The organism is Phaeobacter sp. QD34_24 (assembly GCF_028890115.1).
Classification (GTDB): Bacteria; Pseudomonadota; Alphaproteobacteria; order Rhodobacterales; family Rhodobacteraceae; genus Phycobacter.
Map to the genome: position 1 here is coordinate 125,277 of NZ_JARCJD010000004.1, position 13,494 is coordinate 138,770.

The 13,494-nt window shown below is 63.1% G+C and carries 12 protein-coding genes; 8 read left to right on the forward strand and 4 right to left on the reverse strand.

The features are described 5' to 3' along the window. Positions 1 to 4: 4 nt before the first annotated feature. Positions 5 to 634: a LysE family translocator gene (locus PXK07_RS04515; protein ID WP_274847001.1), complete on the forward strand. Its 630-nt coding sequence runs from the start codon at positions 5 to 7 to the stop codon at positions 632 to 634. Further along, positions 631 to 1,002 carry a GFA family protein gene (locus PXK07_RS04520; RefSeq protein WP_274847002.1) on the forward strand — a complete coding sequence of 124 codons (372 nt, stop codon included), beginning with the start codon at positions 631 to 633 and terminating at the stop codon, positions 1,000 to 1,002. The genes PXK07_RS04515 and PXK07_RS04520 overlap by 4 nt, the downstream gene beginning before the upstream one ends. A gap of 25 nt (positions 1,003 to 1,027) precedes the next feature. Here PXK07_RS04520 and PXK07_RS04525 read toward each other — a convergent pair whose 3' ends face one another. Continuing rightward, positions 1,028 to 2,347, reverse strand: a complete 1,320-nt coding sequence (locus PXK07_RS04525) for a hypothetical protein (protein WP_274847003.1) — start codon at positions 2,345 to 2,347, stop codon at positions 1,028 to 1,030. Between the two features lie 157 nt (positions 2,348 to 2,504). On the opposite strand from PXK07_RS04525, the gene PXK07_RS04530 reads away from it, so the two are divergent. The 5 genes from PXK07_RS04530 to rarD all read left to right on the forward strand — a co-directional run bounded on the left by PXK07_RS04530 (position 2,505) and on the right by rarD (position 10,495). Then, complete coding sequence (locus PXK07_RS04530) at positions 2,505 to 4,955, forward strand: GcvT family protein (protein ID WP_274847004.1); 2,451 nt, start codon at positions 2,505 to 2,507, stop codon at positions 4,953 to 4,955. A 44-nt stretch (positions 4,956 to 4,999) separates the two neighbouring features. Continuing rightward, complete coding sequence (locus tag PXK07_RS04535) at positions 5,000 to 5,896, forward strand: homocysteine S-methyltransferase family protein (protein ID WP_274847005.1); 897 nt, start codon at positions 5,000 to 5,002, stop codon at positions 5,894 to 5,896. A gap of 15 nt (positions 5,897 to 5,911) precedes the next feature. Further along, the gene (locus PXK07_RS04540; protein ID WP_274847006.1) at positions 5,912 to 6,889 is read left to right on the forward strand and encodes a GlxA family transcriptional regulator; all 978 of its coding nucleotides are present in this window, start codon (positions 5,912 to 5,914) and stop codon (positions 6,887 to 6,889) included. A 112-nt stretch (positions 6,890 to 7,001) separates the two neighbouring features. Next, entirely contained in the window at positions 7,002 to 9,452 is a 2,451-nt protein-coding gene (locus PXK07_RS04545) for a GcvT family protein (protein ID WP_274847007.1), read from the forward strand. 125 nt (positions 9,453 to 9,577) lie between these two features. Continuing rightward, positions 9,578 to 10,495 (forward strand): EamA family transporter RarD, encoded by a 918-nt coding sequence (rarD, locus tag PXK07_RS04550; protein WP_274847008.1) that lies wholly within the window; start codon positions 9,578 to 9,580, stop codon positions 10,493 to 10,495. 7 nt (positions 10,496 to 10,502) lie between these two features. Here rarD and PXK07_RS04555 read toward each other — a convergent pair whose 3' ends face one another. Both PXK07_RS04555 and PXK07_RS04560 read right to left on the reverse strand, forming a co-directional pair. Beyond that, positions 10,503 to 11,213 (reverse strand): SGNH/GDSL hydrolase family protein, encoded by a 711-nt coding sequence (locus tag PXK07_RS04555; protein WP_274847009.1) that lies wholly within the window; start codon positions 11,211 to 11,213, stop codon positions 10,503 to 10,505. Positions 11,214 to 11,248: 35 nt separating this feature from the next. Then, positions 11,249 to 11,659 carry a nuclear transport factor 2 family protein gene (locus PXK07_RS04560; protein ID WP_274847010.1) on the reverse strand — a complete coding sequence of 137 codons (411 nt, stop codon included), beginning with the start codon at positions 11,657 to 11,659 and terminating at the stop codon, positions 11,249 to 11,251. A 108-nt stretch (positions 11,660 to 11,767) separates the two neighbouring features. Between PXK07_RS04560 and PXK07_RS04565 the strand changes: the two genes are divergently transcribed. Continuing rightward, positions 11,768 to 12,421, forward strand: a complete 654-nt coding sequence (locus PXK07_RS04565) for an RluA family pseudouridine synthase (protein ID WP_274847011.1) — start codon at positions 11,768 to 11,770, stop codon at positions 12,419 to 12,421. On the opposite strand, the gene PXK07_RS04570 is transcribed toward PXK07_RS04565, so the two are convergent. Continuing rightward, complete coding sequence (locus PXK07_RS04570; protein ID WP_274847012.1) at positions 12,422 to 13,492, reverse strand: alpha-1,2-fucosyltransferase; 1,071 nt, start codon at positions 13,490 to 13,492, stop codon at positions 12,422 to 12,424. Between the last annotated feature and the right edge of the window lie 2 nt (positions 13,493 to 13,494).

The following is a 13,494-nucleotide window of genomic DNA, read 5'->3' on the forward strand; positions in this document are numbered from 1 at the left end:
CGTCATGAGTTTCGAAGCCTGGAGTGTCTTTGCCCTGTTCTGGGTGGTCTTTGTCACCACGCCGGGGCCGAACGCGGTCAATTGCATCTCCAACGGCATGACGCTGGGCCTGCCCAAGGCGATGCTGGGGGTGCTGGCGATCCTGACGCAGGCCAGCGCCTTTCTGGTGCTGTCGGCGCTGGGGGTGACGGCGCTGATCGCGGCCTCGCCGACCGGGTTCCTTGTGGCCAAGGTGATCGGCGCGGGGTTCCTGATTTTCCTCGGCATTCGCGGCTGGATCAATGCAACCCGCCCCACGCCCGCGGTCGAACGGCCCGCGCGCCATGTCTATCTGCACGCACTGGCGGTCGCCACGATCAACCCTAAAAGCGTCGCCGGATACCTTGCCGCCTTTTCACAGTTCGTGCAGCCCGGCGTGCCGATCTGGGAGCAGATGTCGGTGATCATGCCGACCGCGCTGGTGCTGACGACGCTCAGCTACACGGGCTTTACGCTCTTGGGGGTTCTGATGGGCAAGGCGGCGCTCAAAGCCGTTTTCAATGTCTGGATCCGCCGGGTGCTGGCCCTGTGTTTCATAATCTATGGCGTGCTTTTGGGCGCCAGCAGCACACCAAGCGTGGAGACTGTCCGATGATCAAGGGATCCTGCCTGTGCGGCGATATCCGTTTCGAAACCGCTGCGGCCCCAAAAGGCGCCTCCATGTGCCACTGCGGCCAATGCCGCAAGCAATCGGGCGGTATCTGGGCCTCGGCCTATGTGCCGGAGGCGGAGCTTGCAATCACCGGATCCGTCAGTTGGTTTCAGGCCTCCCCGGATGCCAAACGCGGCTTCTGCGCCCGCTGCGGCTCCTTCCTGTTCTGGAAGGCCTATGACGAAGACACCATCAGCTTTGCCCTTGGCGCGGTCGAAGACCCCACCGGGCTGAAGATCGAAAAGCACATCTTTACCGGCAGCAAGGGCGACTATTACGAGATCGCCGACGGGCTGCCTCAGCGCGACTAGAAATCCGATGCGCGCGGTGTTCCCCTCATATGAACCAGTCGTCCAGCACGGTCTGAGCCGGGCTGTCCTGATAGACCTCATTGAGACCACGCCCACCGTTCACCAGATCCTCTCCGGTGCCGCCGACAAGACTGTCCCGCCCGCGCCCGCCGTGGATCACATCTCTGCCCGCGCCTCCAATGATGATGTCATTGCCGCCGCCGCCGTAGATGGTGTCGTTTCCGCCACCGGCAAAGATGATGTCGTCGCCGGCAGAGCCATAGATCACATCATCCCCGCGCCCGCCGAAGATAATGTCATCACCGCCGCGCCCGCGCAGGATATCGGCGTGGCCAAGCCCGATCAAAACGTCATCGGTGATGTCGCCGCGCAACCGGTCCGCACCGGCGGTTCCAATGCGCTCCGGTGTCAGGGCCGCATCGTAACCTGGGTCTCGCGCGATGAAGACCTCGGCCCCGATGCGGTCCAACCGCGACAGCAGCCGTCCGATATTGTCGATCCAGCCGGCGGTTTCGAGTGCCATCAGATCGGTTTGATCCTCCTGAAACGCTTGACCGGCAACGCTCGCTCCGGGACCGGTCCCATTGAACCAGTCACGCGCGGTGCGCCAAAATCCGAAGTCGGATTCGGTGACGTTCTCGATCACAAGACCATCCACCAGCGCCCGGTAGCGGTTGATCAGATCGTAATCGATTGCAGAGGTCTCATCCTCTGGACGGGCAAAGATATAGTCGCTGATGATGAAAGGCCCGCCATTCATCACCAGGGTCAGCGCCTCGGCGTCGATGCCATGATCGCGCTCAAGAACCTCGGCCAGATCGACGACCAGCTGCATCATGTCCCTGGCGGCTTCCCATTGGGCATAGCTGCCGTCCGATTGATCCGCCGCTTGGTAGTATTGCGCGACATCGTCCAGGAACAGGCCGCCAAATCCGGCCACAACGATATCGGCGGCATAGGGCGCCAGGACAGTCGCAAGCCAGTCCGGATCGCTGTAGTCAACGATGCGGCCAAAGTCCGCAGCCGTTCCATGGGCATTTTGAAGCCAATCCGGAACATCGGCATTCGGGTTGATCGCTCCCATGTCCGGGTTGTCCGCAGGTCCGCCAACAGTCCAGTCCGCCTGCCAGTAGTCCCGATTGTGATCGGTGACAGCCATATTGAGATATCCGATCGCCGTGGTGTTTTCGCGGTGCAACGCGGCCAGATCGGCAGAGGTGAAATGCGGGCTCACCGCTGTCGAGCGCAGCCCGGTTTCCACGATCAGAAGATCATGCCCCAAACCGCTGAGCCGGGCGGGTTCGACCCCGGACAGCTGAAACAGCACGCTGGAAAAGCGAGTCATGGTGCCTCCCCCGATCCTTTGCTCCTGGGATGTGATGCAAAGTCTAGCGCCAGACACCCTTTACACAAACCCTTCTTCCCGCCCGCCGTCCCGCAGCGCATGGGAAACCGGCACGTCATGTGCCGTCTCGACACATAAACAATGAAAGAGGCTGAACATGTCTGAATTTCCCTCAAAGGCCCGCGTGGTCATCATTGGCGGCGGTGTTGTCGGCTGTTCGTCCCTCTATCATCTGGCCAAGAAGGGCTGGAGCGATTGCGTGCTCCTGGAAAAGAACGAACTGACTGCGGGATCGACCTGGCACGCGGCGGGCAATGTGCCGACTTTCTCGACCTCCTGGTCGATCATGAACATGCAGCGCTACTCGACCGAGCTGTACGCACGACTTGGGGACGAGGTCGACTACCCGATGAACTACCACCAGACCGGATCGATCCGGCTGGCGCACACGAAGGAGCGCATGCAGGAGTTCGAGCGCGCCGCCGCCATGGGCCGCTATCAGGGGATGGGGATGGAGATCCTGACCCCCGAGGAAACCAAGGCGCGCTATCCCTTCTTGGAAACCCACGATCTGGCGGGCGCTCTGTATGATCCCAATGATGGCGACATCGACCCGGCACAGGTGACGCAGGCGCTGGCAAAGGGCGCGCGGGACATGGGCGCGAAGATCTTGCGCTTCTGCCCGGCAACCGGGGTGACCCAGAACGACGATGGCACTTGGATCGTGCATACGGATAAGGGTGACATCGCCTGCGACTATGTGGTCAACGCTGCGGGGTATTACGCGCAGCGGGTGGGGGAATGGTTCAAACCCTATGGCGGGCGCAGCGTGCCGATGATGGTGATGAGCCACCAGTATCTATTGTCCGAGGAAATCCCCGAGATCGAAGCCCATAGCAAGGCGACCGGGAAGAAACTGCCACTTTTGCGGGATGTGGATGTCTCCTACTACCTGCGGCAGGAAAAGCACGGCTTCAACCTGGGGCCTTACGAGCCAAACTGCCGCGCCCATTGGGATACGGACGCCGATCCCATGCCCGAGGATTTCTCCTTCCAGCTGTGGAACGATGATCTGGACCGGATCGAGGATATCGTCTCGGACGCGATGGAGCGGGTGCCCGCGCTGGCCACTGCGGGGGTTTCGCGGGTTATCAACGGGCCGATCCCCTATGCCCCGGACGGTTTGCCCCTGATCGGCCCCATGCCAGGGGTGAAAAACGCCTTCGAGGCTTGCGTCTTTACCTTTGGCATTGCCCAGGGCGGCGGTGCGGGCAAGGTGCTGGCGGAATGGATCGTCGATGGGCAGACGGAATGGGACATGTGGTCCTGCGATCCGCGCCGCTACACCGATTACACCGATCACGACTACTGCGTTGCCAAGGGGATGGAGGTCTACGGCCACGAATATGCCATGCACTTCCCGCGCCACGAATGGCCTGCCGGGCGGGATCGCAAGCTCTCCCCGGTGCATGAGCGGGTCACCGGCTTGGGCGGCCAGATGGGCGCCTATAACGGCTGGGAGCGCGCCAATTGGTTTGCAAAACCAGGTGATGACACCTCCGAGGAAGCAACACAGACCTGGGGCCGTGCCGGACCGTGGGAGGCGCGCATCCGCGAGGAATGCGAGGCGGTGCGCGATCACTGCGGCGTTCTGGACCTGCCCGGATTTTCCCGCTTCGAGGTCAAGGGACCCGGCGCGCGCGACTGGCTCTTGGGCAAGATCACCGGCGGCCTTCCGGGCGAGGGGCGCATGGGGCTGGCCTATTTCACCGATCCCCGTGGCCGCATCCTGACCGAGATGAGCGTGATGTGGCACGGGGAGGATCACTACATGCTGATCACCGCCGCCACGGCGCAATGGCATGATTACGACGTGCTGGCCCATGACCTGCCCGAGGGGATCACGCTCAACGACCGCACGCGGGACTTCTCGACCCTGATCGTCACCGGCCCCGCCGCGCGCGACATCTTCACCGCCATCGGAACCGAGGCCGACCTGTCGTTGCCCTGGCTGTCTGTGCAGACCGCGCGCATTGCCGGGCGCGACTGTGGCTTGGCGCGGGTGTCCTTTGCCGGGGAGCTGGGCTGGGAGATCCACGCCGCCCCCGCTGACATCCCGGCGCTTTACGAGGCGGTGCTGGGAGCGGGTGCCAAACCCTTTGGCATGTATGCGCTGAACGCCCTGCGGATCGAGAAGGGATACCGCGCCTGGAAGGGTGATCTGTCCACTGATTACTCGGCCATCGAAGGCGGGCTTGATCGCTTCATCCGGCTGGCCAAGCCGCAGGATTTCCCCGGCAAGGCGGTGCTGGCGGCAGAGGCAGAGACCGGACCGGCAAAACGCTTTGTGACCCTGGTGGTCGAGGCGGCAGAGGCGGATGCCCCCTATATGTCCTGCATCTGGAAGGATGGGGAGATCGTCGGAGAGACCACCTCGGGCGACTGGGGCTACCGTGTGGGCGCCTCCATCGCGCTGGGCATGGTGCGCAGCGATCTGGCTGTGCCGGGCACCGAAGTGGCGGTGGAAATCTACGGGCAGATGTGCCCGGCCGTGGTGCAGAAGGACGAACCGCTCTGGGATCCTCAAAATGCCCGCTTGCGCGCCTGAGTATCTGTAGTTAGCGCGCAATCAGAAGAGTTTGGAGGGTGCAGATGTCCGATATCACATTGCTTGACGGTTCCATCGGTCAGGAGCTGGTGAAACGCGCCAAGGGGCGGCCGACGCCCATGTGGTCCACCTCGGTGATGCTGGAACAGCCAGAAGCCGTGGAGGCCGTGCATAAGGCCTATTTCGACGCGGGTGCCACGATTGCCACGGCAAATACCTATGCCGTGCACCGGGACCGCCTGCCCATGGGCGGGCTCGAGGATCGCTTTGAGGATCTGATCGACATGGCATTGCGGGGCGCTTGTGCGGCGCGCGATGCCAATGGCGCGGGAAGGGTGGCCGGGGCGATGGGGCCGCTTGGCGCCACCTATCGCACCGACAAGACGCCCCCCGCTGCCGAGGCAGCGCCGCTGTTTGCCGAGCTGGTCGAGTTGATGCGCGACCGCGTGGATCTCTTCATCCTGGAAACCGTGGCCTCGGTGGATCAGGCGCGCGGCGGGCTGATGGGGTGCCGGAATGCCCGGCATCCTGTCTGGTTGTCGGTGACAGTGGATGACGAGGATGGAACCCACCTGCGCTCGGGTGAGCCGGTGGCCGATCTGGCGCCGGTGGTGGCGGAGTTCGCGCCCGATGCGGTGCTGATCAACTGCTCCCGTCCCGAGGCGATCCCGGCGGGGCTGGAGATCCTGAAAACCTTTGGCCGCCCCTTCGGCGCCTATGCCAACGGCTTTACCAGGATCTCCGAAGGGTTTCTGAAGGATGCCCCCACGGTGGACGCCTTGCAGGAACGCAAGGACCTGGGGCCGGAGGCCTACGCCGATTTCGTGATGGGGTGGATCGACCAAGGGGCCACGATCGTCGGCGGCTGCTGTGAGGTTGGCCCCGATCACATCGCCGCACTGGCTCGCCGTCTGGTCGGCGCCGGTCACCGGATCGTCTGACAGGTCGGGGCGGCGATGGGACAGGGGCGTGGTGTTCAATCCGGCGGGTGGCAGTTTGACATCCTGGTCTGCGAAGGGTTTGTGCTGACCGAAATGGCCGCCGTCACGGATACGCTGCGCATTGCCAACCGGGTGCTGGCCCGCCCCCTGTTCGATTGGACCGTGCGGTCGGCCTCTGGCGGGCGGATTGGTTGCCGATCGGGGCTCAGCGTTGACACCACGCCTTTTGCCGCAAGGCCCGATGCGGATTTTGCATTTGTGCTGGGCAACACGGATCCCGGTCATCCCGGCCTGTCCCTGGGCCGGGTGATCCAGAGCTATACCAGCCGCGGCACCCAGGTCTATCTGCTGGCCGAGGCCGCCGCCCGCCATATCCGCAGTCAGAGCGGCACCAGCGGCCCCCATACCACCCATTGGGAGAACTCGGACTTGCTCCGCGAACAGCTGGGTATGGAGCCGGGCAGCCAGGCCCTGGCGCATGAGGACGGGCTGGTGGTGACCTGTGCCGGTATGGGCGCCACCACCGATATCGTTCTGGCACTGGTCGGGCGGCTCACCTCGGCGGCGGCGCAGGTGACGGTGGCGAATATCCTGCTGCATGATCACATCCGCGATTTTGCCTCGCTGCAGCCCTTTGCGGGCCATGGCCCGACCACCTCGGGGGATCGCGATCTGGATCACTGCATTCGCCTGATGCAGGCCCATATCGAGGATCCCTTGCCGATCGGGGTCATCGTGGCGGAACTGGGCCTGTCCAATCGCTCCCTTGAGCGCAAGTTCAAGACCTTCTTTGGCACCACACCAAACGGATTTTACCGGGAAATGCGGCTGAGCAAGGCCAACAACCTGCTATTGAACACCACGCTCAGCGTGCGCGAGATCGGCATGGCTTGCGGTTTTCCCAACGGGTTTTCCTCGCTCTACAAATCTGTCTTCGGGATCACGCCCTTTGCCCTGCGCAAACAGCGGCGCATGCATCCTTCGGCCGGGTAGGATTTCACGGCAGGCGGGGCAAAGACAGGGCTTTCGCTGACGCTTTTGATGCATTTTGTGCCGCCTATCCGTGCCATCATGGCCTGGAAACAGTGCCTTCGGAGTGCAGGACATGAGCGATCTTCCCAAATCGGCCCGCGTGGTCATCATCGGCGGCGGCGTGGTGGGCTGTTCGGTGGCCTATCACCTGACCAAGCTCGGCTGGAAAGACGTGGTGCTGTTGGAGCGCAAGCAGCTGACCTCGGGCACCACATGGCATGCGGCGGGGTTGATCGGGCAGCTGCGCGCCTCGTCCAACATGACCAAGCTCGCGCGCTATTCCGCCGATCTGTACCTGGGGCTGGAAGAAGAAACCGGCGTTGCCACCGGCATGCGGCAGGTGGGCTCGGTCTCGGTCGCGCTGACGGATGAACGGCTTGAGGAGCTATACCGCAATGCCGCCATGGCGCGCGCCTTTGGCGTGCCGGTCGAGGAGCTGTCGCCAACCGAGGTGAAGGAGCGCTACGGCCATATCAATCTTGAGGGTGTCACCGGCGGTGTCTGGTTGCCGACCGACGGTCAGGCGGACCCGGCCAATATCGCGCTGGCCCTTGCCAAGGGGGCGCGACAGCGGGGCGCCCTGGTGAAGGAACGGATCAAGGTCACCGGCATTTCCCGAGAAGGTCGTAGGGTGACCGGGGTCGATTGGGTCTCTGATTCAGGCTCTGACACGGGGCATATCGCCTGTGACATGGTGGTGAACTGCGCCGGCATGTGGGGGCATGAGGTGGGCCGGATGGCGGGCATCAACGTGCCGCTTCACGCCTGTGAGCATTTCTACATCGTCTCCGAGCCGATCCAGGGGCTCAGCCAGATGCCGGTTCTTCGGGTGCCTGATGAATGCGCCTATTACAAGGAAGACGCGGGGAAGATCATGCTGGGCGCCTTTGAGCCAAATGCCAAGCCCTGGGGCATGACCGGCATTCCCGACAGTTTCGAGTTTGACCAGCTGCCCGAGGATTTCGACCATTTCGAACCCATCCTGGAGGCGGCTTGCAACCGTATGCCGATGCTGGCGGATGCCGGGATCCATACCTTCTTCAACGGCCCCGAAAGCTTCACGCCCGACGACGCCTATCACCTGGGTCTGGCGCCCGAGATGGACAACGTCTGGGTCGCGGCGGGGTTCAATTCGATCGGGATCCAGTCGGCGGGCGGCGCGGGCATGGCGCTGGCGCAATGGATGCAGGACGGGGAAAAGCCCTTTGACCTGGGGGATGTTGATATTACCCGCATGCAGCCGTTCCAGGGCAACAAGCACTACCTGTTCGAACGCTCCAAGGAGACGCTGGGCCTGCTCTATGCCGATCACTTCCCCTACCGGCAAAAGGCCACGGCGCGCGGGGTGCGGCGGTCTCCATTCCATTACCAGCTACAGGAAAAGGGCGCGGTCTTTGGCGAACTGGCGGGCTGGGAGCGCGCCAACTGGTTCGCGGAGGAGGGCCAGTTGCGTGACTATCGCTACAGCTGGAAGCGGCAGAACTGGTTCCAGAACGCCGCTGCCGAGCACCGTGCGGTGCGGGAAAACGTCGGCATCTACGATATGTCCTCCTTCGGGAAGATCCGCGTCGAAGGGCCGGATGCCGAAAGCTTCCTCAACCACATCTGCGGCGCGAACATGTCGGTGCCTGTGGGTAAGATCGTCTATACGCAGTTCCTGAACGCCCGCGGCGGGATCGAGGCGGATGTGACCGTCACCCGCCTGTCAGAGACTGTATACTTGGTCGTGACGCCCGCGATCACCCGGCTGGCGGATGAGACCCGCATGCGGCGGCTGGTCGGGGGTCGCCGGGTCACCATCACCGATGTGACGGCGGGCGAAGGGGTGCTGGCGGTGATGGGGCCGCGTTCGCGCGAGTTGCTGCAGAAGGTCTCCCCAAGTGATTTCAGCAATGCGGTGAATCCCTTTGGCACCGCGCAGGAGATCGAGATCGGCATGGGGTTGGCGCGTGCGCATCGGGTCTCTTACGTCGGTGAACTCGGCTGGGAAATCTATGTGTCCACAGATATGGCCGGCCATGTCTTCGAGGTGCTGCAGGAGGCCGGTCAGGAGATGGATCTGAAGCTGTGCGGCATGCATATGATGGACAGTTGCCGGATCGAGAAGGGGTTCCGTCACTTCGGCCATGACATCACCTGCGAGGATCACGTGATCGATGCGGGGCTTGGCTTTGCGGTGGATCTGAAAAAGGATGATTTCATCGGCAAGGCGGCCGTTGCGGCGCGCAAGGAGACTGGTCCCAAGGCGCGGATGCTGCAATTCCGGCTGATGGATCCCGAGCCGCTTTTGTATCACAACGAACCCTTGCTGCGGGATGGGAAGATCGTCGGCTATATCTCTTCGGGGGCCTACGGGCACACCCTGGGAGGCGCCATCGGCATGGGCTACGTGCCTTGCGAAGGTCAAAGCGCGGCAGAGGTTCTGGCCTCCACTTACGAGATCGACGTGATGGGCACCCGGGTGCGGGCAGAGGCGTCGCTGAAGCCGATGTATGACCCGAAATCGGAGCGTGTGAAGGCCTGATGTGGCTCTAACATGGTAGAAACCCTGTGTTGTTGAAGGGTGGTGCGCAATGCGACCGCCCTTCAAATATTTGGCCATTCCCTTCACCTGCAAAGCTGCCATAAAGGCTGCGAAGGAGTGCCGCCATGACCACCCAAAAGCCCGAGAATACCGATACCCCGCAGGGGCTGGCCTTTGCTATCACGGCCTATCTCCTGTGGGGGTTTCTGCCGCTCTACATGAAGGCGGTGTCGCATATTCCCGCGGCCGAGGTGGTCGCCCATCGTGTCATCTGGTCGGTGCCCTTGGCGGGGGCGCTATTGATCGTGCTGCGCCGAACCAAGGATCTGCGCGCGGCGCTCAGCAGCCCGCGCACCTTGGTGATGGCCTGCCTGACGGCGGCGCTGATCTCGGTCAACTGGGGGATCTACGTCTGGTCTATCGCCACCGACCACGCGCTGGATGCCGCGCTTGGATATTACATAAACCCCTTGTTTAGTGTCGCATTGGGTGCCGTTCTGCTGGGGGAGCGGCTGAGCCGCACTCAGCTTGTGGCCATCGCTTTGGCTGCCGCCGCTGTGGTGGTGCTGACCATTGAAACCGGCAGCCTGCCCTGGGCTGCGGTGGGCTTGACCTTCAGCTGGGGCTTTTATGCCTTCTTCAAGAAGTGGCTGCCGATTGGCCCCAATCAGGGCTTCCTGTTGGAGGTGCTGATCCTGTCGGTGCCCGCCCTTGGCTATGTCGCCTACCTCAGCGCGATGGGCGAAGGGCATTTTACGGTCAGCTGGGAGCAAAGCCTGCTTCTGATGGGCTGCGGCGTGGTGACGGCGGTGCCTCTGATCATCTATGCCAACGGGGCCAAGTTGCTGCGGCTTTCGACCATCGGCATCCTGCAATATATCGCGCCGACGCTGATTTTCCTGGTGGCGGTTTTTGTCTTTGGCGAGGAATTCGGTCATGCCCGTATGATCGCCTTCCCGATGATCTGGGCCGCGCTGGTGATCTATTCCATCCCCCTGATCCGCCAGATGCGGCGCAAGCCCGGAGCGGTGAAATCGGGCTGATTAGGCTCTAAACAGGCGGTGTTGTAATTTCCTGGGCCAACCGTTCAGCCCAAAGCGCATAGGCTTTCGGGTTCGGGTGATAACCATCTTCCGCCGCCAATTCCGGATCGCTGGGCAGATCAAACGGTAGGTGGTGAAACCCGTCGATCTGCCGGGACAGCTCCGCAAGCCCTAGATCCAGACGCTGCGCCTGCCGCCCGAGTGCCCAGGCGAGCGGTTGAGGCAGGGCCGGAAAGTGCTCCATCTGGGGAACCCCGCAGGCCAGGATCTGCCGGACAGCAAAACGATCCGCCAGAAGCTCTGCCAACTGCCGTTGGTGTCGTGTAAATCGCCCCCGCGAGACGGCGCTGGTCACGTCATTCACCCCAAGCGCCAGAATGGCGATATCAAAAGACTGCGTGGGCAGCTCAGACAGGCGGCGCAGCGTGTCGGCGGTGGCGTGGCCGGTGGTGGCCTCCAGCCGCCAATGCACCTGCCAGCGGGATGCAAGGCGCGAGACCAGTTGCCCGGCAAGCGCCTGATCCTGATGCGCCACCCCCACCCCGGCGGCAGAGCTGTCCCCGGCGATCAACAGCCGCAAGCTTGGTCCCGTTCCTGCCTGCCCCTGCCGGGGGCCCTCTGGTTCCGGCAGACGCAGGGCCTTGCGCCGCACGGTCAGCCCCTGTGCGATCAACAGAGGCAACAGCGGCAGGCGCAGGATCTGGTCGGCTGCGATCATGGGGTTCCAAAAAAACAGGCTCTAACAAGGCCAAATTAGCTGAGCGCCTCGCGGAATTTCAGAAAGCGCGCATCGGTCTGAACCCGCGCATTCATCGCATCGCGCAGGGCACCTACGGATTTATAGGGGCGCATCACGACCTCGAAGGTCTCGATCAGCCCATCGTCGCCCAAGGTGATCAGGTCCACGCCGACGGCGTCGAACTCACCGATCTTGCACTGGAACTCCAGCGCCCAGTCGTTGCCTTCTCCCATGATGCGGCGATAGCGAAAGTCAGAGAAGACCTGCCCCACGTGTCCTAGCACGGCGGCGACGGGTGCGCGGCCCGTCCAGGTCTTCCAATAGGTGGGCGGCAGGAATTTCACGTCTTCGGCCAGAAGCTCGGCGATCAGGTGTTCCTCGCCCTTGGCGACGACCTCCTGCATGCGGGTGATGGTTGGGTGCATGGTCTCTCTCCCTCTTTGCGGCTGATCCTGCCCCTGGTGCAGGCACGGGGGCAAGAAGGACGTCGCGGGAACTTGCCGCAGACAGGGGGAGGCGCTAGGCAGGCGGCCATGACCCTATCAAGCGATTACAACCCGCCGCAGGATCCCTTGGAGATCCTCCATCACGATGCACAGATCCTTGCGGTGAACAAACCCGCGGGCCTGTTGAGTGTGCCGGGGCGGGGGGAACATCTGTCCGATTGCCTGTTGAGCCGGGTGCAAGCGGCATTTCCCGAAGCGCTGCTCGTGCACCGGCTGGACCGGGATACCTCGGGGGTGATGGTCTTTGCGCTGACGCCCCATGCGCAGCGGCACCTGTCGATGCAGTTTGAAAAGCGCACCACGCGCAAGGCCTATGTCGCGCGCGTCACGGGGCGGCTGGAGCCGCGCTCGGGCACGGTGGACCTGCCGTTGATCGTCGATTGGCCGAACCGTCCGCGCCAGATGGTCTGTCACGAGACGGGCAAGCCGGCGATCACGGATTGGCGGGTGATCCGTTCTGGCGCGGATGAAACCCGCGTGCGCCTGACGCCCAAGACCGGCCGCTCGCACCAGTTGCGGGTGCATATGCTGTCGCTTGGCCATCCAATCCTGGGCGATCCGCTATATGCGGAAGGGGCTGCACGAGACTTCCCGCGCATGATGCTGCATTCCGAAGAGCTGCGGATCAAACACCCCGACAGTGAACAGTCGATGAAGTTCAGGGCCAAGGCGCCGTTCTGATCAGGCCTCTATCCGCTGCCAGCTGTCCGGCAGGATGTCGGGGTTGGAGAGTTTGGGATTCCCGAACCACTGCGCCGGGCCGGTCACGATTTTCTTCGGGTTGCGGTTGAGCCAGGCCGCCCACCAGGAGAAGGAGCTGTTGGCGATGATATTGTGCTGGCACAGGGTCATCAGCCGCATGTCCTCATAATCCGCGTCCGGTCCATTGAAATCCACCACGATCTTCTCGCAGGGCAGCGGCAGGTTGTCCTTGGCCCAGCCGGGATCGTCGGAGAAGACAAAGACCGTTGGCGTGCCAGAGAGGCCGGTCAGGATATGCGCAAGGGCGGCCTCATAGTAGGCTTGGTCGCACAGGCTATGGGCGGCAAGCGCCATATAGTCGCCCCGCCGGACGTGCAGGGAGATCGCATTGCTGGCTTGGATGCGGTCGGCCATCTCGGCATTTTGGCTGTCGGAAAATGCGGGGAAGGCGAAATCCGCGCGGATGCGCTCGGCAATGGGCGCAAAGTACCGTTCACTCTGCCAGTAGCCGTGCAGGTAGCTGTCCTCGCCCCAGGTTGTGAAATCCAGATTGTAGCCCAGACCGTGTTCGCGCCGAAACATGGGTAAGCGGCCAAAGGCGCGCCACAGCGCATAGCGCAGCGGAGCGGCGGATTTGAGCGGCGGCAGTGTGACGGGTTCGGTCAGATCCAGATCAAAGACCCGCGTCAGGACGCCTTCGCCGCGCTGGACCGCTTCGCGCGTATCAAGGGCAACCGAGGTGCCCAGCCGGTCGGCCAGCGCGCGGGCGGCCGCGTATTGAAACATCTGATTGCCAAGGCGGCCATGCAGGCGGGCGGTGATCATCGCGGGGGTCGGTCCATGAAGGGCTGTGTTTGCCTTGCATATCGTTGTGACAGCCTCATGGAAAGCAGGATGCTGCTGTGGTGGCGTGGGATGAAAACCTGGCGTGGCGCTCCCGCCCGTCACCGCCCCTCCGGATGGAGGGTCGCCTCCCGTTGGGCCCGGCGCCGCGCTATGCGCGGCGCCGGGCCCAAGGCCGCCAAGGGAGTCGTGGCATGGCCACGGCATCC

Bases quoted from the DNA above. Each gene is read 5' to 3' on its own strand.
- PXK07_RS04570 (WP_274847012.1), bottom strand. From the start codon at position 13,492: ATGCCGTGGCCATGCCACGACTCCCTTGGCGGCCTTGGGCCCGGCGCC.
- PXK07_RS04535 (WP_274847005.1), top strand. From the start codon at position 5,000: ATGTCCGATATCACATTGCTTGACGGTTCCATCGGTCAGGAGCTGGTG.
- PXK07_RS04540 (WP_274847006.1), top strand. From the start codon at position 5,912: ATGGGACAGGGGCGTGGTGTTCAATCCGGCGGGTGGCAGTTTGACATC.
- PXK07_RS04515 (WP_274847001.1), top strand. From the start codon at position 5: ATGAGTTTCGAAGCCTGGAGTGTCTTTGCCCTGTTCTGGGTGGTCTTT.
- PXK07_RS04565 (WP_274847011.1), top strand. From the start codon at position 11,768: ATGACCCTATCAAGCGATTACAACCCGCCGCAGGATCCCTTGGAGATC.
- PXK07_RS04560 (WP_274847010.1), bottom strand. From the start codon at position 11,659: ATGCACCCAACCATCACCCGCATGCAGGAGGTCGTCGCCAAGGGCGAG.
- PXK07_RS04545 (WP_274847007.1), top strand. From the start codon at position 7,002: ATGAGCGATCTTCCCAAATCGGCCCGCGTGGTCATCATCGGCGGCGGC.
- rarD (WP_274847008.1), top strand. From the start codon at position 9,578: ATGACCACCCAAAAGCCCGAGAATACCGATACCCCGCAGGGGCTGGCC.
- PXK07_RS04525 (WP_274847003.1), bottom strand. From the start codon at position 2,347: ATGACTCGCTTTTCCAGCGTGCTGTTTCAGCTGTCCGGGGTCGAACCC.
- PXK07_RS04555 (WP_274847009.1), bottom strand. From the start codon at position 11,213: ATGATCGCAGCCGACCAGATCCTGCGCCTGCCGCTGTTGCCTCTGTTG.
- PXK07_RS04530 (WP_274847004.1), top strand. From the start codon at position 2,505: ATGTCTGAATTTCCCTCAAAGGCCCGCGTGGTCATCATTGGCGGCGGT.
- PXK07_RS04520 (WP_274847002.1), top strand. From the start codon at position 631: ATGATCAAGGGATCCTGCCTGTGCGGCGATATCCGTTTCGAAACCGCT.